Raw genomic sequence first — 26,698 nt, forward strand, 5'->3', positions numbered from 1 at the left:
CTTCATCTTGGCCAATAAACTCAATTCAGGAAGCTCGAACAGCGCCGTTGGCACCGAAGTGAATGCCACATTCCGTTTTGCCTTGATCACGCCAGCGACCCGCGCGCGCGTCTTCGCCGCTTTTGACTTTGGTGGTGCAGGGCGCACAGCCAACGGAAGGGTAGCCCTTAGCGACCAGCGGGTGGCGCGGCAGGTTGTGGGTTTTGATATACTCTTGCAGATCATCGCGATCCCAATGGGCCAACGGGTTGACCTTGGCGCGCGGGAGGCGACCAAGCGGGCGCTCTATCTCGAAGAATTCCAATGCCTTACGATCCCCGCCTTGAACGCGCTTGCGCCCAGAAATCCAGCCGTCGAACCCTTCCAAAGCGCGTTGAAGCGGCTCGGTTTTGCGCAGGGCGCAGCAGGCGTCAGGGTCGTGCAAATGCAGCAGGTTTTCGTTGTCATGCTCAAACAATGTTTCGCGTTTGGCACGGATCACCTGCACATTCGTTAGGCCAAGTTGGGCCGCAACGTCGCGCTGGTACTCAAGCGTTTCGGCGAACAGCATTTCCGTGTCGATGAACAACACCGGCACGTCAGGGTTAATCTGCGCTGCCATATGCAACAAAACAACGCTTTCCGCACCAAATGAGCTGACCAAAGCCATATCTTCGAAGCTGGTTAGCGCATGCTCAAGCACATCCTGCGCCGTCTTGTCTTTGTACACGCGGTTTAGCGTTTGAAGGCGCCCATCAAGCGGCATTTGCGGCCTCCTTTGGGTATAGAATGTCTTTGAACGGGACCGCGCCGAGGCGACGGTAGGTTTCGATGAAGGTCTCATCTGCACTGTCGCGCAGGTCCATGTAGCCAAGCACCAGACGTTCGATTGCCGGAACGATGTCATCGGCACTGAAGCCCGGTCCGGCACGTTCGCCCACAGCAGCGGTTTCCGTGTGATCGCCGCCAAGCGTGATCTGGTAGTTTTCCACACCAGCGCGATCTAGACCAAGAATACCGATGTGACCCACGTGGTGGTGGCCACAAGCGTTGATGCAGCCCGAGATTTTGATCTTCAGTGCGCCGATGTCATGCTCGATCTTCAGCTCGTCGAAACGGGTCGCGATTTCCTGAGCGACGGGGATGGAACGCGCCGTGGCCAACGCGCAATAATCCATGCCGGGGCAGGCGATGATGTCGGACGCGAGGCCGATGTTGGCGGTCGCCAGATCAGCAGCACGCAACGCAAGGTAAAGTGCTGGAAGGTCGGATTTGTGGACATGGGGCAGGATGACGTTTTGCTCATGGCTGATGCGCAGCTCATCATGGCCGTACTTGCGGGCAAGGTCCGCCATCACCCGCATTTGATCCGCCGTCGCGTCGCCCGGTGTGGCGCCGTGTTTCTTGATTGAAATGCTGACGATCGCATAGCCATCCGCGCGGTGTTCGGACAGGTTTGTATCTGCCCAAGACCTGAACAACGGGTTATCAGCATAAGCGATATCGTAGTCGTCAACGCCATCTGTGCGGAACTCAGGTGCGGCGAACTGCGCCTCGATTTCGCGCAAGACCTCTTGGTCTACACCGTTGAAAGTAGGTCGAATTTCAGCGAACCGTTCGTCCACAAGGCGACGGATTTCTTCAATGCCGTGCTCGTGCACGGTGATCTTGATACGCGCTTTATATTTGTTGTCGCGACGGCCAAGGCGGTTCCAGACGGAAACCGTGGCCTCAATAAACGGCAGCAGGTCGGCTTCTGGTAGGAAGTCGTGCAGCACTTTGCCGATCATTGGCGTGCGGCCAAGGCCGCCACCCACAAGGATTTCGTAACCGCGCACACCGTCACGTTCCAGAATTCGGATGCCAATGTCGTGCGCTTTGATGACCGCGCGGTCTGCCGCAGCGCCCGTCACGGCAAGCTTGAATTTGCGCGGCAGGAACTGGAATTCAGGGTGATCTGTGGACCATTGGCGCAGCAATTCCGCGACAGGGCGCGGGTCGGCGACCTCATCGGCTGCAGCGCCTGCGAAGTGGTCAGCCGTGACGTTGCGGATTGTGTTGCCGGACGTCTGAATTGCGTGCATTTCCACGTCCGCCAGATCGGACAGCATATCAGGCACATCGCGCAGTTCAGGCCAGTTGTATTGGATGTTCTGGCGCGTGGTGAAGTGGCCGTAACCCTTGTCATATGTCTCGGCCAAATGCGCGAGCATATCCATCTGTTTGCTGTTCAGCGTGCCATAGGGCACCGCGACGCGCAGCATGTAGGCGTGCAGTTGCAGGTACAAACCATTCATCAAACGCAGCGGTTTGAATTCATCCTCGGTCAGCGATCCGTCAATGCGGCGTTCAACTTGGCCACGGAATTGGGCCACACGTTCGCGCACGAAGGCTTCGTCGAAGTCGTTATACTTATACATTTGTTTCTACCTGTTTGCCGTGGGCGTAGTTGGATGGGCCGCGTGTGCGGAAATCTTCGCGGAAGTGGGTTGGCACTGGGCCTGCATCGCCAAGCTTGGCGTCCGCAAGATAGGCACCAACCATGACGCCTGTTTGGGCGTTCGCTTCGAGGAGGCGCAGCTCGGCGTGGGCTTCGTCCGTCAGGAATTCGGCCTCGGCGATGTCGCCGGACCATGTATCGTTGGCGGTGAACCAAACGGCGTCACCGCTAAGCAGTAAGTTGGATGTGATGACTTTAGGGGTGAAAGCGCGGGCCATTATAAAGCCTCCAATTGCAAGTCGTGTGATGATGTGGCGGCCAATGCAGCACGAGGTGCAAGGCCGAGGAATGTCAGGGCAGGGCCCGTGAGGATGGCGTTTGTGATTGTTGGTTCCAACTCGCCCAGTGTCGTCGCGATAACGCGTTGGTCTTCGCGCGATACGTTTTCGATGACAGTCACAGGGGTCATAGGATCCGCGCCGTGCATCAGCAGGCGGCCTTGGATAAAGCGGGCGGATTTCTTGCCCATATAGATCGCGGCGACTTGGCCCGTTTCGGCCAAAGTTTTCCAATCGTGATCTGCGTAGCCTTTGGTGTCATGGCCCGTGATGAAGCGCACGGACGAGTTGCGACCACGTTTCGTCAGGGATTGGCCAATGTCCGCAACCGCAGCGGAGGCGGCGGTGATGCCTGGGACGATGGTGTAGGAAAGGTTCGCGCCAGCAATCGCGTCGATTTCTTCGTCCAAACGGCCAAACACCGTGGGGTCGCCTGCCTTAAGGCGGACAACGTGGTGGCCGTTTTTCCCGTGTTCAACGATCAGCGCATTGATGTCATCCTGCGCCATCGATTTACCAAAGCCCTCTTTGCCCGCATCGATCATAATCGCTTCGCGGCGGGCAAGTTCGAGGATTTGAGGCGTCACCAAACGGTCATAGATAACGACATCCGCCTTATCGAGCGCCTTGCGGGCCTTCAGCGTCAGCAGGTCAGGGTCACCCGGACCTGCGCCAACAAGGTCAACGTGGCCGGATTTGGCTGTCGCGTTCAGGTGATCGTTCAGCAGCGCATCAAGGGCTTCCTCAACAGCGCCTTCGCCCTGCGTCACGGCACGCGGGCCAGCGTTGAAGTAGAAATCAGACCAGAAATCACGACGCGCAACGCCGAACGGCAGCTTTTCGGCCATTGTGCGAAACCCTTTGCCGATACGGGCGAGGGTACCAAGGGAAGCGGGGAGGTTTGCCTCAAGGTCGGCTTTGATCTTGCGAGCCAGCACGGGGGCCGCGCCTTCGGTACCAATTGCAACCGTGACAGGGGAGCGGTCAACGATGGCAGGCGTGATAAATTCACTGTCGTGCAGATTGTCCACGATGTTGACCAGCGCGCCGTCTGCGCGGGCGATGTCCGCGGTGCGGGCGTCTTCGGTCGCGTCTTCATCGGCGGCGTAGAACAATGCGGCGTTCTTGGTGTCGCCAGCTTTCAGGGCGCGTTCAGTCAGGGATAGGCGGCCTTCATCGGCCCAAGCGCGGATTTCCGGCGCGGCGTCGGGCGTGAATACTGTGATCTCCGCTTCGGTCTTCAAAAGTAAACGCAATTTGGCCAATGCCGCGTCGCCACCGCCCGAAAGGACGATGCTGCGCCCCTGTGTGGCGAGGAAGATTGGAAAGTGGTTCATATGTCTTATCCCGTTGCTTGGGGTCAATATAGAATAATATTCCGGAAAATGCTTCATATCTGCGCTTGAAAGGGACGTTTGTTCACATTAGCCTGCAAGTCAGTCAGAATGTTTCCCAAACGGAAGGAAAAGCGAATGGATGTTCGGATAGATGATTTAGACCGGAAAATCCTACGCACGATGCAAGCGGATGCAGGGCAGTCATTGGACGAAATCGCCAAGGTTGTAGGGTCTTCCAAGACGCCGGTTTGGAACCGGATTCGCAAGATGCGCGAAGCAGGGGTGATTGGGCAGCAAACGGTTATGCTAGATGCCGAGGCGCTGGGGTTTGAGGCCTGTTTCTTTGTACTTATCCGAACGTCCGAGCATGAAGCGGAATGGCAGGCTAAGTTTTTGAAAGCTTTAATGGATCGCCCGGAGGTACAAGAAGCGCACCGGCTGGCGGGCGACATTGATTACATCCTGAAGGTGCGGGTTCAAAACGCGCGGGCTTATGATGTGTTTTATCAGGCGCTGATTTCGGAAGTGCGTGTGTTTAACGTGACTGCATTGCTGAGCATGGAACAAATCAAATCAACGGTGGCTTTGCCGCTGTAGCCAAAGTCTCAACGAGACTTTGGTTCAAAATTTCTGGGAAATTTTGGGTCACCCGAAAATACGGCTGACTTCGCGTAGGATCTTTTCGCGGATTGCACGCGGGTAGTCACGGTGGCGACGTGCGGTAATAACGAAACCGTCGCGCGTGATGACGGATCGTGTAAAGAAGGTTGTGATCGCCACGCCCATACTTTCGATAGCGATGCCGTTGATCGTCACTCCGCGGCGCTCTGCCTCGCGTGAGGCGAGGCGGGTGTCGCTGCCCGCGTTCGGCGTTCCGTCCCCTGAAATATCAATGACTTGTCGGTCGCATTTGGGTGCATCTTCGAACTGATCCAGCGCGAACATGATCGCATTTCCCGGTGCTGTGTCGCTTTGGACGAACGCGCGTGGCATCGTGCGGGCGTCAACAGCGAAAGCCTGAATATCAGTGACTGAGCGCAATTGACGCCACGGGATCGACAGTTCCTGCCGATCCACGCCAGACCATTGGATGACAGCGACGGCGACCTGGCCTTGGATTAGCGCCTCGGAAACTTCGGCATCTAGCACAGCGTTAGCCATGCCATCGGTTTGGAGTTTGTACTCAACGGGGTCGATGGAATTTGAGACATCAATCGTTAGCATGAGGGCGGTGTCGCAAGCTTGGGCTTGCGAGGCGGTCAGTATTACAGCGGCAACTAGTCCCCTCATTAGGGTATCGTGATGCGTATCGCGTGAAATGGGAAGGGTGTAAGTGCAGGTTTCTGTTGCCACAGGGGTTTGCTTGCAAACACCTACGCGGGATCAGGAACGCAATACATTGGCCAAATCATATAGGGGTGTAAGTGCAGGTTTCTGTTGCCAGGTACCTGCGAACCCCGCCCTAGGCTGCAAAGCGTAGGGGCTTAAGTTTCGGCATTTCGCACTGCTTACGCAGCGAGAGCAACCTGAGCATTGTTGTCATTTGCAACTAGCTTAAAACGTACCGATAACGGTGGTAACTCACCGAAACAAAGCTAACCCCTTTAGACGTTCGTCGATCCTATTTCGTCCCCGTCCTACCCCAAATGAGGGTGTGTTGGTGGAGACGCCGGGTACCGCCCCCGGGTCCGATCCGCTTATTGCGAGCGCGTTTATGTTCATAGTCCCGAGGGACAGGTCTTATATAGGGGGCGTGATCGCCCGTTGCAAAGGGTGGAATTGAGTATTTTTGAGCCAAAGAAAAAAGGGGCGGCGTCTTTCGGTGTTTGATGCGCCCTGATTTGCCAATTCAAATGGCAATGTTGTTGTTAGCTGGATGTTTTCTTTGCATCCGCTACGGAGCGGCCAAGTTGGGCGGTGTAGGTTGCTAGATCCGCCAGAAGCGCGTCAACGTCGCTTGCGTTTTGGGCCTCAAGTGCGTCGGCGATGGCGGTGTGCAGGCCGACGATATGGGTTCGGGAGCGTGCGGTGAAGGTGATCATGTTCATCAGAGGTTCAATCGCTTCAACGGCGCCGGCCAGCTGGTAGGACAAGACGGGGTTGCCAGCACCATCAACCAAGGCGCGGTGGAAGGCGACGTCTGACGCGCAGAAGCTTTCATCGCTGAGGCCGGGCTGGGCCTGACGGGTGATTTCGGCGCGCATGGTGGCCAGATGATCTGCGCTGCGGCGTGCGGCGGAAAGAGGTGCGCAGGCGCGTTCGAGTGCAAAGCGCGCTTCGCAGGCGGTGTCAAAGTCCACTGTGTTCATACTGAGAAGCAGGGCAGAAGTGGTGATCTGTTGGCCGTAAGCGTCCTCAAACGTGAGGCGGTTCACGAAGGCACCGCCTGTGGCCCCGCGTTGGGTGCGGATCAGGGATTGCGCTGCAAGGCGTTTCAGCGCTTCGCGCACTGTTGAGCGGGACACGTTGAATTGCTCGCTCAGCTCGGCCTCGCTCGGGAGGCGTTCATCTACAGGCAAATCGCCTGAAACAATGGCGTCACGAATGGATTTGGCGATCTGGGCGGAGAGGTCAGGTGCATTTTTCATTTGTCAGACATTTAAATGTCTGACATTTGTTTTGCAAGGACTGAGTCGCAAGACATGTCGGGGAGGACATATGCGCACAGAATGGATCAGAGGCATGGGTGCCCCGCATTGGCTGGTGCTGTTTGGGGCCGTGCTGGTGGGGTGGGTTGCCTTGTATCTGATGGCCATTCCAGCAGAGCTGCGCGAGCTATCCCAGATATACGGCGCACAATTTTGGGCTGATCTGTGCCGTGTGACACCAGATGCAGCGGGGGGTCTTAAGCTTTGGGCGATGTGGGCGCTGATGTCGGCAGCGATGATGTTGCCAACCGCGCTGCCAGCCTTTGCTACCTTTGATGATTTGCCAAGCACGCAGGGTGATTTCGGACGATTGGTCGGCGGATACCTTGCGGTTTGGTTGGTGTTTTCAGCGATTGCAGCCGCAGCGCAAATGGGGCTTTGGTGGCTGGGGTTGGTGGATCGGACGGGTCTTAGCCTGAACGCCTGGCTGTCTGGCGGGCTGCTGATCCTTGCCGGAGCATATCAGTTTAGCGCGTTTAAAGCGGCTTGCGTCAGCAAATGCCGCGCACCGTTTGCATTTTTTATGGAGCATTGGCCTTCAGGGCCGTGGCGAATGGGGGCTCAACTGGGGGCAGTATGCCTTGGTTGTTGCTGGGCGCTGATGTTGTTGGCCTTTGTGGGAGGGGTGATGAGCCTTGCGTTCATGGGGCTGGCGACGTTGCTGATGGTGTTTGAGAAATTACCGCAAATTGGGGAGCGATTGACGCTTCCATTGGGGGTTGCGCTGGTTGGCGCTGGCCTTGTCACAGTGATTTTCGCATAGGAAGGACTAAGAAATGAGCAAAACAAAAACAAGAGCTCCAGCTGATCGTTTGCCGGTGAGCCAGCGGATCGACAGCAAGATGGAAAGCAATCCATTGCGTCGCAAGTCACGACCGACGGACTGGGCGATCAAGGGTGAACTGTTCCTGAACTGCAATTGCACGGTTTTTTGCCCATGTGTCGTGAGCCTTGGGCAGCATCCGCCAACCGAGGGAAACTGCAAAGCGTGGATGGCGATTGCGGTTGATGAAGGGCATTTTGAGGGGGAAGACCTTTCGGGTATCAATATCGGCCTTTTGGCTGAGATCCCGGGCCGGATGGCGGAGGGCAACTGGAAGGTCGCCGTATATATTGACGAGAAAGCGAGCCAAAAAGCTTACAACGGGTTGCTTCAGATTCTGTCAGGCGCCGCAGGGGGCACAACGGGGTTGTTCACCATCTTGGTGAGCGAGATTATCGGTGCCGAGCGCGAAAAAGTCGATATCATGCGCGAAGGCACCAAGCGCGGTCTTTATATCGGGCGCAAGGTGCAGGGCGAGATCGAAATGCTGACCGGTGCCGACCGCGATCAGCCTGTTGTCATGACCAACACCAAATACTGGATGGGGCCCGATGTCATTGCTGCGCGTGGCTTGAAATCCAAGGTGCGGGACTATGGTCGTGTGTGGGATCTGTCCGGTAAATCGGCCGAAATATGTGCGATTGATTGGAAAGGCCCAAAACCATGATTTCGCCTGAGTACTGCCAAACTATGGCGCGGTACAATCAATGGCAAAACAATGGATTGCGCGACGTTGTTAAGTCGATGAATGAAGATGAACTTCGCCAAGATCGAGGCGCGTTTTTTGGATCGATTTTAGAAACGTTAAACCATTTACTATGGGGCGACACGCTTTGGATCAGCCGTTTCGACGGCGGGCCGAGCACGGAAGCGTCCATTCAGGAAAGCCGCGCGTTTACGGCGTCCGGAACAGAATGGGCTGCTGAGCGTTTCCGCATGGATGGCCGGATCAGCGAGTGGGCGCGCAAGCTCGCTTCCATTGATCTGGTGGGTGACTTGCATTGGTATTCCGGTGCCTTGGGGCGTGACATGGTGAAGCCAAAGGCGATTTGTGTGATGCAGTTGTTCAATCACCAAACCCATCACCGTGGGCAGGTGCATGCGATGCTGACAGCTGCGGGTCATACGCTCAACGACACTGATCTTCCTTTTATTCCAGAGGGTTAATCGTAAATGGCAACTATTGCAGGATCACGCCGCATTCGGCGCACACCGTTCTCGGACGGCGTCGAGGCCGCGGGCGTCAAGGGCTACACGGTCTATAACCATATGCTTTTGCCAACCGTTTTTCGCTCGGTCGTGGAGGACTATCACCACCTGAAATCTGCAGTGCAGGTTTGGGATGAGGCGTGTGAGCGGCAGGTCGAAATTCGCGGGCCGGATGCTGCGCGATTGATGCAAATGCTGACCCCACGCGACCTTCGCGGGATGTTGCCCGGCATGTGCTACTATGTGCCGATGGTGGATGAAACGGGCGGCATGCTGAATGATCCTGTCGCTGTGATGATTGCGGAAGATCGGTTCTGGGTTTCGATTGCCGATAGCGACTTATTGTTCTGGATCAAAGGTTTGGCGCACGGTCTTCGCTTGGATGTTCTGGTGGATGAGCCGGATGTTTCACCACTTGCGATCCAAGGACCCAAGGCCGATGAACTGGCGGCGCGGGTGTTTGGTGACAAGGTTAAGGACCTGAAGTTCTTCCGCTACGGCCATTTTGATTTCATGGGCCAAGGCATGATCGTGGCGCGGTCTGGCTACTCAAAGCAGGGCGGTTTTGAGGTTTACGTTGAGGGCGCGAAGAACGGGATGCCGTTTTGGAATGCGCTGATGGAGGCAGGAAAAGACCTTGATGTTCATGCAGGTTGCCCAAACCTGATTGAACGGATTGAGGGCGGCCTGTTGTCATACGGCAATGACATGACCCGCGATAACACACCACACGAGGCAGGCTTGGGGCGGTTCTGTTCGACTCAAACCGCGATTGGCTGTGTCGGGCGCGACGCGCTTTTGCGTGTGTCAAAGGAAGGACCGGTTAAGCAGATACGCGGCCTGCGGATAGAGGGAACCTTGCCGCCTTGTGATCGCGCGTGGCCGATAATGGACGCAGAAGGGCAGCATCAGATCGGCGCAGTTACCTCCGCCGCTTGGTCGCCTGATTTTGAAACGAATGTCGCAATTGGCATGGTGCGGATGACCCACTGGGAACCGAAAACCGACGTAGATGTTGTGACACAAACAGGGGTTTTCCCTGCCGTCGTACAAGAAACTTTTTGGATATAGAAAATGAGGAGTGACGCCATGTTTAATGCGTTGATGGTTGAAAAGGATGACGAAGGTAAGACCTCTGCGTCCGTCCAGCAAATTGATCTGGACCGTCTGCCTAAAGGCGACGTGACGGTTGCAGTCGAATATTCCACCGTGAACTACAAGGACGGTTTGTGCATTGGGCCTGGTGGCGGGTTGGTGCGCAATTACCCACATGTTCCAGGTATTGATTTTGCTGGTACCGTCGAGACATCCGATGATCCGCGCTACAAGGCGGGTGATAAGGTCGTTCTAACCGGTTGGCGCGTTGGTGAAGCGCATTGGGGTGGCTATTCCCAAAAGGCCCGCGTTAAGGCGGATTGGTTGGTTCCGCTTCCTGATGGTCTGGATGCCCGTCAAGCGATGGCCGTTGGCACCGCTGGTTTCACAGCGATGCTCGCCGTGATGGCGCTTGAAGATCATGGCATCAAAGACGGTCCGGTACTGGTGACTGGGGCTGCAGGGGGCGTTGGATCAGTAGCAACGGCGATCTTGGCGAACTTGGGTCATGAGGTTGCTGGCGTCACAGGGCGGCCTGACACGGCGGATTACCTGAAATCCCTTGGTGCAACACAGATCGTCGCCCGTGAAGAGCTGAACGAAACCACCAAGCGCCCGCTTGAGGCGGAAACCTGGGGCGGGTGTGTTGATGCGGTTGGCGGAGAGATGCTGGCGCGCGTGCTGGGCCAAATGAAATACGGCGCGTCCGTTTCGGCGGTGGGCCTTGCGGGAGGGGCGGGGCTTCCGGCCACAGTCATTCCGTTCTTACTGCGTGGCGTGAACCTGCTTGGGATCGATTCCGTGATGCAGCCTTACGACAACCGTGTGCGTGCGTGGGCGCGAATTGCCAAAGATCTGCCTATAGATAAGCTTGACGCGATGGTGCAACCGGCTGTTCTGTCTGACCTGCCAGCCCTTGGGCGTGATATTTTGAAGGGCCAAGTGAAGGGCCGTGTTGTCGTTGATGTGAACGCATAGCGGCAACTCCGCGCTTGGGGTTCTGACTGGAGCCTCCGGCGGGGATATTTAAGAAACAAAGGCAAAAGGGGCGGCGTGAAGGCGTTGCCCTTTCGCAGCCTATTCACCGTATATGTCGAACTTTTGCCACGGCTCTTGCGCGGGTGGCTTGGGGAAGGGTATTTGCGATATAACGCAGATCATGGTGATCCGACCAAGAACGAAAAGACGTCGGACGGAGATCAAGTGAGGAGCAGAACAATGCCTACAATGGGAAGATTGGTTGGAGCGATCCTTTTCGGCGCGCTTGCGTGGTACACGACAACATTGATTGTGCCACTGTTTCCAGAGGGAACAAACTTAGGCTACTTCCAAGAGCTGAACACGTTCTTTGGCTTGGTCGCAGGTTGGACCGTTGCTGGCCCGCGCGCGGGGACGGGCTATGTGGCGTCAATTAGTTATGGGCTGACAGCACTGGTTTCCATGGTTGTCATGGCGCTGTTCTTTAATTCCTTCGTCGTCATGATCGAGCGGTCTTTGCGAAAGCGCTATGACGGGGCGGGAGAGGCCGTAACAGATGTTTTTGCGTTGTTTATGGAGCATGGGATGATGATCCTTACGCCGGAGATCATTACGACATTGCTGGTTGGCGGTGTGGTTGGTGGTCTTGTAACTGAGGCGTTTGGACGGCGGTTCACCTAATGGACGTTTTTATTTTCGGCACGTTGTTGCACATGCCGCTTTTGGAAGTCGTGAGTGGCGACTCCGACGTTACCAAGCGTATCTCTTGGGCTGTGCGACCAGGGTATCGTGTCAGCCGTGTTGACGGGCATGAGTTTCCGATCATGCACGAAGACGCAGATAGCGTTGCCGAAGGTGTGGTGATTGAAGGCTTGAGCGATGCTCAACTTGAAAGGTTGGATTTTTACGAGAAAGCCTTTGATTATAGTCGCGTTGATTTCGTTGTTCTTGATAGGGATCAGGCGCCGCGAAGTGTCACGGCCTATGTGCCGCCAGACGGGCGCTGGACACCTGCTGAACCTTGGAACCGTGAAAAATGGATTTCCGATTTTGGCGAAGTCACCACGATGGCCGCGATTGAAGCTATCGCGGCGCTTGGTAATATGACACCCATGCAAATGGGTCTGCAATATCCGAACATGATGTCACGTGCAGCGTCACGTCAACGTGCTGCGAAATCCGGTGTGAATGGGCGGATGGGGCGCGAAGATGTTCATTTGATCGAGGCGCGTAAGGCATATGCCGGTTTCTTCAATGTCGAAGAGTTGGACCTAACCTTCCGTCGTTTTGATGGATCTATGTCAGAGCCTGTAAACCGTGCTGTTTTCGTTGGAGTGGATGCAGCGATTGTGCTGCCATATGATCCTGTCCGAGACCGCGTGATGCTGGTCGAACAGTTCCGCCCAGGTGCATATTTCCGAGGGGATCCGAACCCTTGGACGCTGGAACCAATTGCCGGGCGCATCGACCCCGGTGAAGAGCCCGAAGAGGCGGCAATTCGTGAAGCGCAAGAAGAGGCGGGGATTAAGATCACGTCGCTGCGCGGCGTGTCCGCGGCCTATCCAAGTCCGGGGACGACCACCGAGCATTTCTATGTTTTTATCGGCATTACTGAATTGCCTGACGGTGCCGAAGGCGTAGCAGGTAACCTGTCAGAGGCTGAAGACATTCGTTCGCAAGTAATGGATTGGACGGAGTTTGATGCGGCCTTGAATGCTGGTGAGTTCCGTCTGTTGCCGCTGCTTGTCGCGGGGCATTGGTTGGCACGCAATCGTGAAAGCTTGCGCGCATCTGCTTGAAGGTACGCGAGGGCTCGCCTACACCTGTTACAAATGTGAAAGGCTTGCCAATGACCATCCGAAATGACCTCGCTGACGCTGTCGGCAACACACCCCTTATCCGCCTGAAAGCCGCCTCTGAGGAAACGGGCTGCGAGATTTTGGGCAAAGCGGAATTTATGAACCCTGGTCAGTCGGTTAAGGACCGCGCGGCGTTGTTCATTATTCGCGATGCGGTGGAAAACGGGCTGTTGAAACCGGGCGGCACGATCGTTGAAGGCACGGCAGGTAACACGGGGATCGGTCTTGCGTTGGTTGGGGCATCGATGGGGTTCAAAACCGTCATCGTCATTCCCGAGACGCAATCGGAAGAAAAGAAAGAAATGTTGCGCCTTGCGGGGGCGGAACTGGTACAGGTTCCGGCGGCACCTTACCGCAACCCAAACAACTTTGTGCGTTATTCAGAACGGCTGGCAAATGAACTGGCCCGCAGCACCAATGAAGGCGTGATCTGGGCCAACCAGTTTGACAATGTCGCCAACCGCCAAGCCCATATTGAAACCACTGGCCCCGAAATTTGGGATCAGACAGGTGGCAAGGTTGACGGGTTCATCTGTGCTGTTGGATCAGGTGGCACGTTGGCAGGTGTCGCGATGGCGCTTCAGCCCAAGGGCGTGAAGATCGGCCTTGCGGACCCTGACGGGGCGGCGCTGTTCAACTATTACACTAAGGGTGAGCTGAGCATGACGGACGGGGGCTCTATCAATGAGGGCATCGGTCAGGTGCGTATCACCAAGAACCTTGAAGGGCTGACACCGGATTACAACTATAACATCCACGATGCGGATGCCTTGCCCTATGTGTTTGATCTGCTTCAAAACGAAGGCCTTTGCTTGGGCGGATCAAGCGGTGTGAACATCGCGGGTGCCGTGCGCATGGCCAAGGACATGGGGCCGGGTCATACGATTGTGACGATGCTGTGTGACTATGGCACGCGCTATCAGTCCAAACTGTTCAATCCCGATTTCCTGCGCGAAAAGGGGCTGCCTGTGCCAAGTTGGTTGGACAAAGAGCCAATGGATATCCCGTCAGTCATGGAAGATGTGTAATGCGTTTTATAAGGCTTTGCCTTGTATTGCTTCTTGTGGCGTCCCCGGTGTGGGCACAAGACGACGGCAGTGTGGTGGTGGCCGTCGAAGAAGACGTCATTGGTGAAACCTTTGCTGACGAGGCCGAGTGGGACAGTTTCACCGCCCGTGTTGAGCGCGCGATTGAAGCGGGGCTTGCCTCCAATTCGGTTTTGACGGGGCTAAGAAGCGAACTAGTGGAATGGCGTGATACGTTTCTGACGCGCCAATCACTGAACGCACCACGTATTGCGACCGTTAGCTCGCAGATTGATGCGCTGGGCGCTGTTCCTGAAACAGGGGACGAGGACGCGCGTATTGCGGCCCGTCGCGCTGAACTGACTGCTCAGCTTACGGAACTCAGCGTGCCGGTGACGTTGGCCACTGAAGCCCATACCCAAGCGGATGGTCTGATCGGCGAGATCGACAGCCTGATGCGCAATCGCCAGACCGAGAACTTCCTTGCGCGGTCGCAATCCCCGTTGAACCCAAGCGGGTGGAACGCAGCGTGGGCGTCCCTCGGAGATGCTTCACTAAGTATAAAAGGCGAGGTGGAAGGCGAAGTCTCCAACCCGAGCCGCAAAACAGAATTTGTAAGCAACCTGCCAGCCATTCTTGCGCTGCTCGCCGTTGCGATCGTGTTTCTTATCCGCGGGCGTGCTTGGTTCAGGGTGGCGGCAGACGCCATTGTTGCGCGCTTTCGGCGCGGGAATGCGGTTGTTCAGTTTGTCCTATCGCTTGGGCAAGTTGTTATCCCGCTCATCGGTCTTATTGCGTTGGCCCAAGCGCTTGGGCTTGTGGGGATGTCAGGGCGACGCCTTGGTGCGCTTATTGAGGTTCTTCCGGTCTTTGGGTTTATTGCGATTGTCGGTCATTGGCTTGCGGGGCAGTTGACGCCCTACAACATGGACGTTGAAGCGCACCCGCTAGGAATGTCGCCACAGATTTCGGCCCGCACCCATAAGCGTATGATCATCTTGGGATACGCGATGGCGCTGTTCGGGTTCGCGCAGACGTTCATTGCGTCCAACAATTTTAACACCACGTCAGAAGCCTTGGTGATGTTCCCGTTTGGGTTCTTGCTTGCTTGGGCGCTTTATTTGTTTGGGAAAACCTTAGGCAAAAGTGCCGTCGAGATGGGCGATGACACCACACGCCAATTCAGGGCCGGACTGCGTACCGCGTTTAGCAGAGGTCTGATGCTTTCAGCGTTGGGGGGCTTTGTTTTGGCTTGTTTGGGCTATGCCAATGCCTTTGAAGGGGTGACCTATCCGGCGGCTTTGTCCGTCATGGTGATCGCAGTGTTGATGTTACTGCAGCGCTTGGCCGTGGACGGTTACGCATTGTTTTCCAAGGGGGATGGGCTGGCCTCCGAGGCGCTTATCCCTGTGTTGATCGGCTTTGTCCTTGTGCTGCTTTCCTTGCCAGTCTTCGCGCTGATTTGGGGCGCACAGGTTACCGATATTACCGAACTTTGGACGCGGTTCCGTGAAGGGTTCAGCATTGGGGAAACGACGATTTCGCCGTCGAACTTCATGTTGTTCGCCGTCGTCTTTGTTGCCGGTTACGCGGTGACACGCATGGTTCAGGGGGCGCTACGATCAAGCGTTCTGCCGCGCACAAAGATGGATGTGGGCGGGCAGAACGCGGTTGTTTCAGGTGTCGGTTATGTCGGGATATTCTTGGCCGCCGTCGTGGCGATTACCACGGCTGGTATCGACCTAAGCGGGCTGGCGATTGTTGCGGGTGCCTTGTCGGTTGGTATCGGTTTTGGTTTGCAAAACATCGTGTCCAACTTTGTCGCGGGGATCATTTTGTTGATCGAACGCCCGATCAGCCAAGGCGACTGGATCGAGGTCGGTGGGCAGATGGGCTATGTGCGTGATATTTCGGTGCGCTCAACGCGGATCGAGACCTTTGATCGCACAGACGTCATCGTGCCCAACGCCGATCTTGTCAGCAATCAGGTCACCAACTGGACGCGCGGCAACAGCGTTGGCCGTGTGATTGTGCCGGTGGGCGTGGCCTATGGCACCGACACCGATATGATCACTGACATCCTACAAGAGATCGCGGAAGCGCATCCGATGGTGCTGTTGAACCCGCGCCCGTCTGTTGTGTTCCAAGAATTCGGTGCAGACAGCCTCAACTTTGAAATCCGGGCGATCTTGCGGGATGTGAACTACGTGCTGTCGGTGAAGTCCGAAATGAACCACGCGATCGCCAAGCGTTTCGTGGAAGAGGGCATCGAAATCCCGTTCGGGCAGCGTGACATCTGGTTGCGCAATCCCGAAGCGTTGGATTTTGGCGCCAAACGGCCCGCCCGTAAGCCGAGCAAACCGGAGTGTGATCCGAAATCATGACCAAGCAGTTGTTCATTGAAGATGCCTACCAGCGCGACGCAGAGGCCCGTGTGTTTGCCGTCACGGACGAAGGCGGCATTATTCTGGATGAGACGATTTTCTATGCCACCAGCGGCGGTCAACCGGGTGACAGCGGCAAGTTGACATGGGACGGCGGAGAAATCGAAATCGCGACAGCCGTGAAGGGTGACGGCGGCACCGTGATCCTTGTTCCAGCCGAGCCGAACGCCTTGCCAGCTGTTGGCGCGTCTGTGACGCAGGCTCTGAATTGGGAACGCCGCCACCGCCACATGCGGGTTCATACCGCGCTGCATTTGTTGTCAGTTGTCATTCCGCTGCCAGTTACGGGTGGATCGATTGGCACGGAAAAAGGGCGGCTCGATTTTGATATGCCCGATGCGATTGAGGATAAGGTGGCTTTAGAAGAAACGCTGAACAAGCTGATCAATTGTGATTTCGAAGTGTCGAGCGAATGGATTACCGAAGAGGAACTCGCCGCGAAGCCTGAGCTGGTGAAAACCATGTCCGTTGCACCACCCAAAGGGGCAGGGCGCATTCGCCTTGTGCGGATCGGGGAAGGCGAAAACACCGCCGATTTGCAGCCCTGTAGCGGCACCCATGTGCGTTATACGTCCGAAATCGGCCGCGTTCGTTTGGGGAAGGTTGAAAAAAAGGGCAAGCAGAACCGCCGTGTTTACTTGCACTTGGATACATGACGTTTCAGCTGGTCGCGCGCCTTGTCGTGCTTGTCTGCGCTGTATTGTTCGTGATTTTCCTGATCGCCCCGCAGGCTTATTCTCCGCTTTATGGGGTTGAGACGAACCAGAGCGCGCAGTTCATGACACGCCGCGCCGCGCCCATGTTTTTAGCGCCGATGATTATCTTGTGGGCCGCGTCCAGTGCGCCGCGCAATGGGTTGCGTGATGCCATTGCCTTTGGTTTTGCCGCCTTGTTTGCCGGTGTTGGCGTAACGGGCGTGATGGCATGGATGCAGGGGGTTGCATCGCCGATGACCCTTTTGGCTGCAGCAGGTGAGGCGTTGATTGCGGCACTTCTGCTTGGCACGCGCAAAAACTAGAACAAAGCGCCAAACGCCTCTTGCAATGGTGGGGCATTATTGGCTAAACGCCCCTCACGGACAGGTGGCCGAGTGGTCGAAGGCGCACGCCTGGAAAGTGTGTAGGCGGGAGACCGTCTCCAGGGTTCGAATCCCTGTCTGTCCGCCATTTTACATTCATTCATGTAGGATTGCCCTAACACCTTGAACGGTAAGGTGGTTTTTGGTGTTCGAAGTCCTGTCTGTCGCGAGTATGCTATGCGGTCCACAAAGGCGAGTTTTAGGAGCGTTCTGCGCAGGGCGAGGTTATCACTTTCCCAGAGTTTCCAAGGGTTTGCTAAAAATACCAAAGCGTGTTCGAACAATTGCTCGAAGGTGCCTTGTTTTGGGGCTCGGTTTGAGAGCTTTTCGTCCAAAATCAGTTTTTGTTTTTCCAATGTGTCGATGCGTTTCTCATAGGCTGCGATGACGGTTCCACTGTTAGACGCGACAATGCGGTCCAAAAAACCCTCGATTTGTTTCTCAACCGTCCGACGTTGTGTTCGCAGAACATCTTGATTGGCATCCGCCTGTTGCTGTCGTTGCCCCACGCATCTTTGAACATGCGCTTGGTCACGGCGAATAAGCCTTCTGTTGGTTGCAGGTCTTTGATCAGCCCTGCGAACGCGCCTTCAATCACATCACGGCGGATGCTTTTGCGATAGCTTTCACAGCCTTTGGAGTGGCACAGATAATATGGATGTTTTGCGCCTGATTTACTTGTGGACCAGCAGGACGTCAGGGACGTGCCACAGTCATCACAGGTGATGAAGCCGCGCAGTGGGAAGTCTGCGCTGATGTCCTTGCGGAACGGCGGGCGTGATCCTTCTTTGAGGCGCTGCTGTATCGCATCAAACGTTTCCATCGAAATAATCGGCTGATGATGCCCTTTGCGTAGGCTCACATCCCAATCAGAATATTCCACGTGGCCTGTATAAGCGATCCGCGACATCAACCGGATGATCTTTTCATATCGGATAGCGCCGCTTGGCGTATCCTTGGGAAACGCGGGTTGCTGTTCAAGGAAATATTTTACTTCTGACTGGGTTTCAAAACGTCCAGCTGCAAAACCTTCCAAGGCCTCTTGGATGATCGAGGCGACAGGTTCGTCGCGCACCAATAGTTTTCCGTGTCCAGCCACGCGTTCATAAGTATAGCCTTGCGGCGCAGCGAAGACCCAATACCCGCTTTCCAAACGCGCCTTCATCTTTTGAGAGACCTGACGCCCGTTTTGTTTGCGCTCAAGTTGACCTTGGGCGGCAAGGATCGTTTCGATGAACTCGCCTTCCGGCGTGTCTTCAAACCGGAAGTTCAAACATTCAACTTGGGCGCCGCGTTTGCGGAAGGAGTCTCGCAAGAGGAAGTGGAACTCGCGATCACGGGCAAAACGTTTGAGATCATCAAAGATGACCACAAAATTTTCATGCGGTTGCGCATCCAGAAAGGACAGCAAAGCCACCATTCCAGGGCGCTGCATGAAATCCCCACCGCCGCTAAAGGTATCGGGAAACACCGCCGCAATGTCATAGCCTTTTGCCGTCGCATATTGGCGGCAGCGGGTTTCTTGGCTTTCCAATCCGTGGCCGTCAGATTCTCGGCCTTCACATCAATGACCAAAACCGAGCCATCATATTTGAGTAGGTTGGGCAGAATCTGAGAAATCCCCTTCCAAGCCCGCGTGGGTGCAACCGTCAAAATGTGGCGATCCCCTTTATAAGAAAAAACCTGACGCACGGCATCTTTCACGGCCTCACCAAGAATGATTCCGTCATGGCCATAGAGACTGGTTTTTCCATGTCCTTTTGCGTGGCCCACCGGCTAGACCCAAACGTAGTTGGGGTTTCAAACAGCGCCTGCACACCGCGTCCGAGCCAGTAGCCAAGTCCCCATGCAAACCCAAGAAGAGCGACCAATATTGCAAAGCCCCATCCTGTCAGGCTGGGGTTAAAGATCGCAACAAGCGCCAGAACGAAGAAGAGGCCTAAGGCGATCCACTCACGTAAAGCTTTGGCCTCAGGGGAGAAGAACCATCCAATGGCAAACCCAGCCGTAGTGGCCAATAACATCATGCCAATACGCAGGACGCCCAAAACTGTCCTTGCCTGTCTGGCATCTTCAATCTGCCATGAAGTCAGATAACGGCTATCGACCCATTGTCCTTGGTACCAAATCATTTCTGCAAAGGCAGGGTGGGCCATAAATACAGTCGCAGACAGCGCCAACACGGCACTCCACAACCAAGTTTGTTTCAAAGTTCGTTGCACGGTCATTTCTCCTTATCCAATGAGTGAACTTGCTCATGGGGATGAAGGAGACCTCAGGCCTTGATGGGGTGGATGCCCCTCCCCGCAGCTCCAGTCTGCTACCGTTGCCATCATCGCAATTTTGAAATGGAGACCAATATGAATAACGTCACAATCATCGGGATCGATCTGGCCAAATCAGTATTTCAGGTACATGGGGCTGGGTCAGACGGTTCGGTTGTCTATCGCAAGAAGCTGTCGCGCCCACAGTTTTCAAAGTTCATGGCTGACCAACCCGCCTGCATTGTCGCGATGGAGGCATGTGGCAGTGCCTATTTTTGGGCGCGAATGATGGAAGATCTTGGCCATGAGGTCAGGCTGGTCCCACCGATCTACGTGAAACCGTTTGTGAAGCGCCAGAAGAACGACTCAGCCGACGCGGAGGCGATTGCAGAGGCAGCGTCGCGGTCCAACATGCGCTTTGTACCAATCAAGAGCGTGCAACAACAATCTAGAAGCATCATGTTCCGCACACGAGAAATGTTGATTGGTCAGCGAACACAAACCGTAAATGCGCTGAGATCGCACCTTGCTGAGTTTGGCGTGATCTTCCCCAAGGGGTTGCATAATCTCAAACGTCTCGCGGCGTATGTTGAGAGCGCCGATGAGAGCATTCCTATTGAAGTTGTCCAGATCGGAGAAGTCTATCTCGAGCAGATCACGCAGCATACCGACCGTATCAAAGTACTAGAGAAAACGATCAAGGGGCTGGCAGAAACCAGCGAAACGCCGAGACGGTTGCGCACTGTTCCTGGTGTTGGTCCCATCACAGCTATGGCCATCGAAGCTTTTGCACCTGAGATGGAGCGATTTGAGAAAGGCCGGAATTTCTCGGCTTGGCTCGGTTTGGTCCCTCGTCAACATTCAACGGGTGGCAAACAGGTTTTGGGTCGAACATCAAAAATGGGCCAAAAAGACATTCGGAATCTGCTGATAGTTGGTGCCATGTCTGTCATCAAAGCTGCGATTTACAAAAAAGACGAGAGCAATCCATCGTGGCTGGGGCAACTCTTGGAAAGAAAGCCCAGAATGGTGGTGGCCGTCGCGCTGGCCAACAAGATGGCGCGAACCATTTGGGCTATGCTGACCAAAGGTGAAGATTATAGGAATCCGGCGACTGTGGCAGTTGCATAGCAACGTACATTCGTCGGTCGTTGGGCGTGTGAGGAGGTTTTGAACAGAATGGGCAATTGATCGTCAGATCGGGAACAGGAAAACCAGTTCACCACAAAGCGCTTACAGCGCGCTTCCTTGATTTGGACCTGATCCGCGAACTTACCATACCGGCCCGCGGCATGTGAAAAGCCGCACAATGAGGCCTGACACATGACCGCACCCGATCACATGCTCAAGACGTTGAAAATTTACTTGCACGAAACGGGGCATCCACACATGTGGTGTGGTGAAACGGGGGTGGTAAGAACCATCATATAATTATCGCTCGAAGGTATGACCTCTTTTGCGGTGACGATTGATACCGCGTGTGTCGGATTGGTCGCGATTCAGACTATTCAGAGCTTCCTGTTCGTTTGCTTTCTGGGTCTTACGATGCGCACCTGTGATCCGATCAAACAGGCCGCGTAAACCGCCACTCAGACGTTCTTGCCGTTCCTTGGTTTCTTTGGTCCATCGTGCGTCTTGTTTCGCTTTGAGATCAGCGCGTTCTTTGCGTTGCGCTGCAACCATCTCAGCGCGTTCATCAAGGAATGGTTGCATGTCATTGGTGTGTTTGGCTTTGACCTGCCGGATAAATCCTTTGACCTGTTCGGTCTTGCGGTCTTTTAGCCATGAGGTGACGGCGGCAACAGAATCTAAATCCGACGCGTCGCCCAAACGGGCATTGATCTCTTTGGTTTTTAGACCCACCCAACGCGACAGCGAATATACATTGCCATCAATGTCCAACGCGACAAATCCACGGCGATCTCCTTTGGCGAGGTAAAGTCCACGATCCATCAACGCGTTGGTCAGTGATTTGCGATCATCTGATTGCGCCCATGCGTCATGAAAGGCCTGCTTCATCCCTCTGGGATCAACACCCAAGCGCTGTGCTTGTTGCCATTGTTCCAAAGTAAAGTTTAGCGGATTGCCTTTGCCGTAAGTCCGCAAACCATCGGGCAAATCCCATCCGTGATCAAGAAATAGCTCTTTCGATAAATCCCGCAGTTTGAGTTTAAACAGGCCAAGTTCTTTGGCCGTCATGGTGTTCGTGTCGATACGATGGAGCACAAGATGTGCGTGCCGCCTGCCGTTTTTTTCATGAACGACGATGGCGCGAGGATGACCATCAAGGCCCAGCCTATTGGCGATGCGATCCGCCGTTTACCGAAACCCTTCATCGGTAACGACAACGCCCTCAGGCGGATTGAGGGACACTGACACCAGAAACTTCTGGCATTTGGTTCCCATTGATATTGCATGGGCCTCTTCCAAAGCGCCATGCAGATCATCGGCCATGAACCCATCTATCGGGATCACCTCAACATGATCGTTTTCCACCTGATTCATAAGATGATCTGCCAATGCCTTTGCACCGGAGCGTTGGCACCCAATCAAAATCATGGGCGGCCTTTCAACGCCTGCATCAACGTTGTGCGCATCCATGCGACTTCGGCAATTGCTTGTTTGAGGTCCGCTTCCAGTTCGTCATCAACAATCAACGTCCCTTGATTGAGATGCTTGGCGATTTGGTTGAGATTGCTCGCAGTCCGACTTTCACCGAGGCGGGCCAAAATCTCAGCCAAAAGCTGTTGCTCTGCAACAGGAGGTTTGCGCGTCTTACGGTATTGATGGGCCTGATCCGCGAGAACCACGGACTTTATATATGACCCCAGCGGCAGTGATCCGGCTTGAGCAGCAAGTTGCTGGCGCTCAACATCAGACAGGCGCAATGAAAGCGGAGCAGGACGTTTGGGTTTTGAATTCGTTTGTTGCTGTGTCATGGGCGTGGCCCCCGCAAAAAATGCGCATGGGGTTTGAGTATTTCATCCCAACGCTCCAATTCCTCAAATAACTCAGGTAATGCTAAAGACCGTTCCCAACGAACGCGCGAGAAAATCGCACAAGCGCGTTTCCGTGGCATTAGTCATGTTAGATATTGGTGGAATAGGGAGTTGTCGATCAAGAGTGCTAGGCACAGGTTGAAGTTATTCCTGAAAAATCAGTTGCCAAGGAACGAGCACCTAACACCGCGGAAAACGACAATTGCTTAAGTCGTCTTATTCAGGGCAGTTGGGGACAACCTGACGAGTCCGCAAATGCTTTGGCCCCATTGAGAGGCGGAAGAGGGTTCGACTTGCATTTTCCGATTGAAATAGTCAGGTATGTGGGTAGTGGCAGCTCGAACTCCGGAAAAGCACCTTGATGATCCCTATTACTCAAACGAACTTTTGTGAAGTTGCCCCGTTGCCCGCTCACAAAGCTGAGGCCGTCGCGTTTTTGAACCATCTTCGGTTCACGGCAATGAAATGCCGTACAAAGCCGCAAACTGAACTTTTCCAAGCTTGCGCATTGTTGCAGGTGTCACGGTCACAAAGCCAAACCGCCCATTCAGAAGCGTTGATGCGATGTCTATCCCAAGCACTGGGGCAACCCGCGCGGCTATTGGCACCTGGTGCGAACGAAATGACATTTGATGAGCAATGGTTGGTTCAACTTGGGAAGGCTTTTGCAGCAGGGGACCATCTCAGTCAGGCCTTTTTATTGCGGTCGCGCGTGGCGCATGAGAACCGAAGGTTGGTTGGATTTCTGGTCAAACGAATAGTCGACAGTTTTTCCTTGGATTAGAGTTATTCTAAAAACTCTTGCAATATAAAATGCTGACGCTAACTTTGGCGCCAGCAAGCCAGTGACACGAGCACAAGCCAGCTTTTCATTCTCAGGAGTAAAAAGATGACACAGACCGCAGCCGCACTGTCTACAGACGCAAAAACCGCCATTGTCGAAGCTTTGAACCAGTCCGTTGCGGAGACGGCTGTAACAACGATGTTGGCGCAGAATTTTCACTGGAACGTAACCGGCATGGGTTTTGGCCCGCTACACGATTTGTTCCAGAAAATATACGAAGATCACTTCATCGCTCAGGACGATCTGGCTGAACGTGTTAAGGCGCTTGATGCGCATGCTGAGGGCACGCTTGCCGGTATGTTGGCGCGGTCCAAGGTGAAAGAACACGATGGCCACGCGACAGACAAAGAAATGATCAAAGCAATGCAGGTCGCGCAAGAAACATTAGCCGCGACTTTAGCAGGCGCGGGCGCAATCTCGGCTGAACACGGTGATACGTTGACCGAAGATCTGTGCATCGCGCGTGGTCAAACACATGAAAAATTTGCGTGGTTCTTGCGCGCGCATCTTAGCTGAATACCGCGTTCGCGTGGCTGAAAAGCGAAGGAAGCCACCGCGCCAGCCAGCCACCTAAATGGCAGCAAGCAAGCACGGTAGCCACCCAAGCGGGGTCAAGCCAAGTCCTGTACCAAGGCGACTGGCTTGACCTTTTTCTTTTTACATTTCTTCAAATACCCGGGCGACCAGTGCCCGTATTTTCCGAGCCGTTTTTGTTGTTCTAGCAGCATCTCAATGAATGCATCTCGGCTCTTGTTTTTCTTCAGTTCTTTGAACAGAGATTTCTGCGCCTTGGTCATCGAACAGCCGAGGCAATGGCCTTCTCGTTTGAATTTGCAAACATCGATACAGGGGCTAGGTGTTTTCGGCATAGGGTCTTCCTTGCGTGTCAAACAGCTGTGTGGCCGCAGTACGCTGGGTATCCAACAAAGGGGCTAAAACTATTTCGTCAAGATGAGCTTTCCGGCACGGGTAATGCGCAAAAAGTAAGTTTGGTCACCCAATACAATACAAGCGGGACGACCGTCTGGCATAAGGTCTTGCGCATCATATGTCTTCGGGCGGTGTGTTTCGTTTGCGGCGATCGGTATCGCAAGGTCGGTCATTGGATACGCTCCTTGATCGCGATTCTGTCCAAAACAATTTCGGCGACATCCAATGAAGTTTCCCCATCACAGAGCATCACTTCGAAGATTTCGTTCTTATTTAGTGGAGGTTTCTCCACCGGTTTCTTCGCTTGGTTTGTGTTCGTTCGCCAGACCATGACGTGTCTCCTGAGTGTTATGGTCTGGGCTCTCCTATAGGTTGGCTAGGACCGATTTTCCTTAATCTGATAAAATTAGTCAGGAATGTCAAGAAAGAGCGTGGCGAGCTCTGGACTCTTGAAAATCTGGGACTTATCCAGCGGCTAATCCGCAAAGCCAACCATTTTGGTCAGCCATGCCTTCACACAAAGGATGACTGATATGTTTCGTGCAATTGCACTTTCCATGACTGTAATGACTGCGCCTGCATTTGCGGAAACGGTTGAGATTGACACCTATACCGGCACAGCAGAAGTAACGACTTTACCAGAACGAATCGCAGTTTTTGATATTGCTGCTTTGGACACATTGGATGCCTTGGGTGTCGATGTGGCTGGTGCGGTCTCAACGCTGTTTGTTGACTATGTGACCGACACCGCAGGAGAGGCCGAAAATGTAGGCACCTTGTTTGAGCCCGACTTTGAAGTAATCGCCGCAGGTGGCTATGATCTTTTGATTGCGGGCGGACGGTCGTCCGTCGTGGCGCCTGACTTGGCTGAGATCGCACCGACCATCGACATGACGATTTGGGAAGACACCGTGGGGCAGGGCCTCGCACGTTTGAACGCATACGGTGAAATTTTCGGCAAACAAGATGAGGCCGCGGCATTGCAGGCAGCGTTCGAAGACGCGCTCGACGCCGCCAAATCCGCGGTGTCCGACGAAGGCAGCGCGTTGATCGTTATGACAAATGGCCCGACTGTATCTGCTTACGGTGCTAACGGCCGTTTTGGGTGGCTGCACACGGCGCTTGAGCTTCCTGAAGCGATCGAAGCCGTCGAAGAGGCCACACACGGAGAAGCGATTAGTTTTGAATTCATTCGCGATGCCAATCCAGATGTTTTGATCGTGATCGACCGCGCCGCAGCCATCGGCCAAGAGGCTGATGCCGCAGCCATGACTTTGGACAATGCGTTGGTTCATGAAACCGCTGCGTGGAAAAATGATGACGTGATCTACCTCAACAGTGCGAATGTTTACATTGCGAACGGTGGTGTCCAGTCGATGACACAAATTCTGACGCAGTTCGCGACGCAGTTTACGGATTAATCGCAGGTGAAACGCTGGTATTGGGCGGGCGTTATCACGCTCGTCCTTTTGTCATTCTTTTCGATTTTCGTCGGTGTGATTGATCTGTCATTCGGCGATCTCTGGCGCGACCCAGAGGCGATGCGCCTGATCGGGATCAGCCGCTTCCCGCGCACCGCCGCGGCGATTATTGCGGGCGGGACGCTCGCGATCGCGGGCTCTGTAATGCAGATGTTGGTGCGCAACAGGTTCGTGGAACCGATGACGGCAGGCACAGGGCAGGGCGCCGCATTGGGCATTCTACTGGTTACGGTTTTGACCCCGCAGGCATCGATCTTTGCGAAGATGGCACTGGCATCAGCTACGGCATTAATCTCCAGTCTTGGGTTTCTCGCAATTGTGCGTCGATTGCCCCCGACCCAACCGCTGTTGGTTCCCTTGGTGGGGCTCGTCTACGGAGGCATCATCGGGGCTGGGGTGGTGTTTGTCGCCTATCAGGCGGACCTGTTGCAGTTTATCTCGGTTTGGCTGAGCGGCGAGTTTTCCGGTATCTTGCGCGGCCGGTACGAGTTGCTTTGGCTTGCGGCGGGCGGTGCGGTTTTAACCTATTTCGCGGCGGATCAGTTCGCGATTGTCGGGATGGGCCAAACGGTGACCACGTCGCTGGGTTTGAATTACAAACAGGTCGTTTTGGTCGGGTTGGTGGCCATTTCACTGATCTCGGCGCTGACGGTTGTGACCGTTGGGATCATCCCGTTTGTCGGGCTTGTGGTGCCTAATATCATATCGAGGTTGGTTGGTGATAACTTGCGCCGGACGTTGCCGTTGGTGGCGATGATGGGGGCGGGCCTAACGTTGGCGTCCGACATCGCTGGGCGGATCATTCGATATCCATTTGAAATCCCGGTGGGGACCGTGTTGGGCGTGACTGGCGCTGTGATTTTTCTGTGGTTGCTGTACCGGAGCCCGCGTTATGCATAGGCGTTTGTTCTGGCTGGCCGTTGTTTT

The 26,698-nt window shown here is 54.8% G+C and carries 30 protein-coding genes, 1 tRNA gene, 1 other RNA gene and 1 pseudogene; 17 read left to right on the forward strand and 16 right to left on the reverse strand.

Annotated elements, in window-relative coordinates:
• Positions 1-25: 25 nt before the first annotated feature.
• From OCA8868_RS00130 to cysG, 4 genes are read right to left on the reverse strand one after another with little or no spacing between them, the layout of a single operon-like run.
• Positions 26-745: a phosphoadenylyl-sulfate reductase gene (locus OCA8868_RS00130; protein WP_093994546.1), complete on the reverse strand. Its 720-nt coding sequence runs from the start codon at positions 743-745 to the stop codon at positions 26-28.
• Positions 735-2,399 carry a nitrite/sulfite reductase gene (locus tag OCA8868_RS00135; RefSeq protein ID WP_093994547.1) on the reverse strand — a complete coding sequence of 555 codons (1,665 nt, stop codon included), beginning with the start codon at positions 2,397-2,399 and terminating at the stop codon, positions 735-737. Before OCA8868_RS00135 ends, OCA8868_RS00130 begins: the two co-directional genes overlap by 11 nt.
• Positions 2,392-2,697: a DUF2849 domain-containing protein gene (locus tag OCA8868_RS00140; RefSeq protein WP_093994548.1), complete on the reverse strand. Its 306-nt coding sequence runs from the start codon at positions 2,695-2,697 to the stop codon at positions 2,392-2,394. The genes OCA8868_RS00135 and OCA8868_RS00140 overlap by 8 nt, the downstream gene beginning before the upstream one ends.
• Positions 2,697-4,094, reverse strand: a complete 1,398-nt coding sequence (gene cysG, locus OCA8868_RS00145) for a siroheme synthase CysG (protein ID WP_093994549.1) — start codon at positions 4,092-4,094, stop codon at positions 2,697-2,699. Before cysG ends, OCA8868_RS00140 begins: the two co-directional genes overlap by 1 nt.
• 135 nt (positions 4,095-4,229) lie before the next feature.
• Between cysG and OCA8868_RS00150 the strand changes: the two genes are divergently transcribed.
• Positions 4,230-4,691, forward strand: a complete 462-nt coding sequence (locus tag OCA8868_RS00150; RefSeq protein ID WP_093994550.1) for an Lrp/AsnC family transcriptional regulator — start codon at positions 4,230-4,232, stop codon at positions 4,689-4,691.
• A 48-nt stretch (positions 4,692-4,739) separates the two neighbouring features.
• On the opposite strand, the gene OCA8868_RS00155 is transcribed toward OCA8868_RS00150, so the two are convergent.
• From OCA8868_RS00155 to OCA8868_RS00165, 3 genes are all read right to left on the reverse strand, one after another.
• A complete protein-coding gene (locus OCA8868_RS00155; protein ID WP_093994551.1) occupies positions 4,740-5,384 on the reverse strand; it encodes a DUF1194 domain-containing protein in 645 nt (214 codons plus the stop codon).
• A gap of 133 nt (positions 5,385-5,517) precedes the next feature.
• Positions 5,518-5,868, reverse strand: a transfer-messenger RNA (tmRNA) gene (gene ssrA, locus OCA8868_RS00160).
• A 94-nt stretch (positions 5,869-5,962) separates the two neighbouring features.
• Complete coding sequence (locus OCA8868_RS00165) at positions 5,963-6,682, reverse strand: FadR/GntR family transcriptional regulator (protein ID WP_093994552.1); 720 nt, start codon at positions 6,680-6,682, stop codon at positions 5,963-5,965.
• Positions 6,683-6,752: 70 nt separating this feature from the next.
• Here OCA8868_RS00165 and OCA8868_RS00170 point away from each other — a divergent pair, with 70 nt between their 5' ends.
• From OCA8868_RS00170 to OCA8868_RS00225, 12 genes are all read left to right on the forward strand, one after another.
• Positions 6,753-7,505, forward strand: coding sequence for a DUF2182 domain-containing protein (locus tag OCA8868_RS00170; RefSeq protein ID WP_245847956.1), 753 nt, complete (start codon positions 6,753-6,755; stop codon positions 7,503-7,505).
• Between the two features lie 13 nt (positions 7,506-7,518).
• On the forward strand, positions 7,519-8,232 hold the full coding sequence (locus OCA8868_RS00175; RefSeq protein WP_093994553.1) for a DUF1326 domain-containing protein: 714 nt from the start codon (positions 7,519-7,521) through the stop codon (positions 8,230-8,232).
• The gene (locus OCA8868_RS00180; protein WP_093994554.1) at positions 8,229-8,732 is read left to right on the forward strand and encodes a DinB family protein; all 504 of its coding nucleotides are present in this window, start codon (positions 8,229-8,231) and stop codon (positions 8,730-8,732) included. The genes OCA8868_RS00175 and OCA8868_RS00180 overlap by 4 nt, the downstream gene beginning before the upstream one ends.
• 6 nt (positions 8,733-8,738) lie before the next feature.
• Positions 8,739-9,845 (forward strand): dimethylsulfoniopropionate demethylase, encoded by a 1,107-nt coding sequence (locus OCA8868_RS00185; protein ID WP_093994555.1) that lies wholly within the window; start codon positions 8,739-8,741, stop codon positions 9,843-9,845.
• Between the two features lie 18 nt (positions 9,846-9,863).
• Positions 9,864-10,847 (forward strand): acryloyl-CoA reductase, encoded by a 984-nt coding sequence (acuI, locus tag OCA8868_RS00190; protein WP_093994556.1) that lies wholly within the window; start codon positions 9,864-9,866, stop codon positions 10,845-10,847.
• A 240-nt stretch (positions 10,848-11,087) separates the two neighbouring features.
• Positions 11,088-11,528: a TrgA family protein gene (locus OCA8868_RS16435; RefSeq protein WP_143849464.1), complete on the forward strand. Its 441-nt coding sequence runs from the start codon at positions 11,088-11,090 to the stop codon at positions 11,526-11,528.
• The gene (locus OCA8868_RS00200) at positions 11,528-12,646 is read left to right on the forward strand and encodes an NUDIX domain-containing protein (protein WP_093994557.1); all 1,119 of its coding nucleotides are present in this window, start codon (positions 11,528-11,530) and stop codon (positions 12,644-12,646) included. Before OCA8868_RS16435 ends, OCA8868_RS00200 begins: the two co-directional genes overlap by 1 nt.
• A 50-nt stretch (positions 12,647-12,696) precedes the next feature.
• Entirely contained in the window at positions 12,697-13,734 is a 1,038-nt protein-coding gene (locus OCA8868_RS00205) for a cysteine synthase A (RefSeq protein ID WP_093994558.1), read from the forward strand.
• On the forward strand, positions 13,734-16,115 hold the full coding sequence (locus tag OCA8868_RS00210; RefSeq protein WP_093994559.1) for a DUF3772 domain-containing protein: 2,382 nt from the start codon (positions 13,734-13,736) through the stop codon (positions 16,113-16,115). The genes OCA8868_RS00205 and OCA8868_RS00210 overlap by 1 nt, the downstream gene beginning before the upstream one ends.
• Positions 16,112-16,831, forward strand: coding sequence for an alanyl-tRNA editing protein (locus OCA8868_RS00215; protein ID WP_093994560.1), 720 nt, complete (start codon positions 16,112-16,114; stop codon positions 16,829-16,831). Before OCA8868_RS00210 ends, OCA8868_RS00215 begins: the two co-directional genes overlap by 4 nt.
• A complete protein-coding gene (locus OCA8868_RS00220; protein ID WP_093994561.1) occupies positions 16,828-17,193 on the forward strand; it encodes a hypothetical protein in 366 nt (121 codons plus the stop codon). The genes OCA8868_RS00215 and OCA8868_RS00220 overlap by 4 nt, the downstream gene beginning before the upstream one ends.
• Before the next feature lie 58 nt (positions 17,194-17,251).
• Positions 17,252-17,341 (forward strand) — tRNA-Ser (locus OCA8868_RS00225).
• Between the two features lie 249 nt (positions 17,342-17,590).
• Here OCA8868_RS00225 and OCA8868_RS00230 read toward each other — a convergent pair.
• The 3 genes and pseudogenes from OCA8868_RS00230 to OCA8868_RS00240 form a co-directional block, all read right to left on the reverse strand.
• Complete coding sequence (locus OCA8868_RS00230) at positions 17,591-18,787, reverse strand: recombinase family protein (RefSeq protein ID WP_245847960.1); 1,197 nt, start codon at positions 18,785-18,787, stop codon at positions 17,591-17,593.
• Positions 18,788-18,846: 59 nt separating this feature from the next.
• Positions 18,847-19,026, reverse strand: a pseudogene (locus tag OCA8868_RS16975) (type IV secretory system conjugative DNA transfer family protein); the annotation flags it as partial.
• Positions 18,954-19,481, reverse strand: a complete 528-nt coding sequence (locus tag OCA8868_RS00240; protein WP_093994564.1) for a hypothetical protein — start codon at positions 19,479-19,481, stop codon at positions 18,954-18,956. The pseudogene OCA8868_RS16975 and the gene OCA8868_RS00240, both read right to left, overlap by 73 nt.
• 132 nt (positions 19,482-19,613) lie before the next feature.
• Between OCA8868_RS00240 and OCA8868_RS00245 the strand changes: the two genes are divergently transcribed.
• Positions 19,614-20,648 carry an IS110 family RNA-guided transposase gene (locus OCA8868_RS00245; RefSeq protein WP_093995447.1) on the forward strand — a complete coding sequence of 345 codons (1,035 nt, stop codon included), beginning with the start codon at positions 19,614-19,616 and terminating at the stop codon, positions 20,646-20,648.
• Positions 20,649-20,948: 300 nt separating this feature from the next.
• Here OCA8868_RS00245 and OCA8868_RS00250 read toward each other — a convergent pair whose 3' ends face one another.
• The 4 genes from OCA8868_RS00250 to OCA8868_RS16565 all read right to left on the reverse strand — a co-directional run bounded on the left by OCA8868_RS00250 (position 20,949) and on the right by OCA8868_RS16565 (position 23,145).
• Positions 20,949-21,824, reverse strand: a complete 876-nt coding sequence (locus tag OCA8868_RS00250; protein WP_093994565.1) for a relaxase/mobilization nuclease domain-containing protein — start codon at positions 21,822-21,824, stop codon at positions 20,949-20,951.
• Between the two features lie 12 nt (positions 21,825-21,836).
• Positions 21,837-22,076, reverse strand: a complete 240-nt coding sequence (locus tag OCA8868_RS00255) for a hypothetical protein (RefSeq protein ID WP_093994566.1) — start codon at positions 22,074-22,076, stop codon at positions 21,837-21,839.
• On the reverse strand, positions 22,073-22,456 hold the full coding sequence (gene mobC, locus OCA8868_RS00260) for a plasmid mobilization relaxosome protein MobC (RefSeq protein ID WP_245847962.1): 384 nt from the start codon (positions 22,454-22,456) through the stop codon (positions 22,073-22,075). The genes OCA8868_RS00255 and mobC overlap by 4 nt, the downstream gene beginning before the upstream one ends.
• Positions 22,457-22,968: 512 nt before the next feature.
• The gene (locus OCA8868_RS16565) at positions 22,969-23,145 is read right to left on the reverse strand and encodes a hypothetical protein (protein ID WP_179214736.1); all 177 of its coding nucleotides are present in this window, start codon (positions 23,143-23,145) and stop codon (positions 22,969-22,971) included.
• Between the two features lie 260 nt (positions 23,146-23,405).
• Here OCA8868_RS16565 and OCA8868_RS00270 point away from each other — a divergent pair, with 260 nt between their 5' ends.
• The gene (locus tag OCA8868_RS00270) at positions 23,406-23,876 is read left to right on the forward strand and encodes a Dps family protein (RefSeq protein ID WP_093994568.1); all 471 of its coding nucleotides are present in this window, start codon (positions 23,406-23,408) and stop codon (positions 23,874-23,876) included.
• A 95-nt stretch (positions 23,877-23,971) separates the two neighbouring features.
• Here the strand turns inward: OCA8868_RS00270 and OCA8868_RS00275 are convergent, their stop codons facing one another.
• Positions 23,972-24,229 (reverse strand): DUF1289 domain-containing protein, encoded by a 258-nt coding sequence (locus OCA8868_RS00275; RefSeq protein ID WP_093994569.1) that lies wholly within the window; start codon positions 24,227-24,229, stop codon positions 23,972-23,974.
• 69 nt (positions 24,230-24,298) lie between these two features.
• Positions 24,299-24,463, reverse strand: coding sequence for a hemin uptake protein HemP (locus OCA8868_RS00280; protein ID WP_093994570.1), 165 nt, complete (start codon positions 24,461-24,463; stop codon positions 24,299-24,301).
• Positions 24,464-24,823: 360 nt separating this feature from the next.
• On the opposite strand from OCA8868_RS00280, the gene OCA8868_RS00285 reads away from it, so the two are divergent.
• Entirely contained in the window at positions 24,824-25,711 is an 888-nt protein-coding gene (locus tag OCA8868_RS00285; RefSeq protein ID WP_093995449.1) for a siderophore ABC transporter substrate-binding protein, read from the forward strand.
• A gap of 6 nt (positions 25,712-25,717) precedes the next feature.
• The gene (locus OCA8868_RS00290; protein WP_093994571.1) at positions 25,718-26,671 is read left to right on the forward strand and encodes an ABC transporter permease; all 954 of its coding nucleotides are present in this window, start codon (positions 25,718-25,720) and stop codon (positions 26,669-26,671) included.
• The last annotated feature ends 27 nt before the right edge of the window (positions 26,672-26,698 follow it).

It is taken from the genome of Octadecabacter ascidiaceicola (assembly GCF_900185015.1).
Classification (GTDB): domain Bacteria; phylum Pseudomonadota; class Alphaproteobacteria; order Rhodobacterales; family Rhodobacteraceae; genus Octadecabacter; species Octadecabacter ascidiaceicola.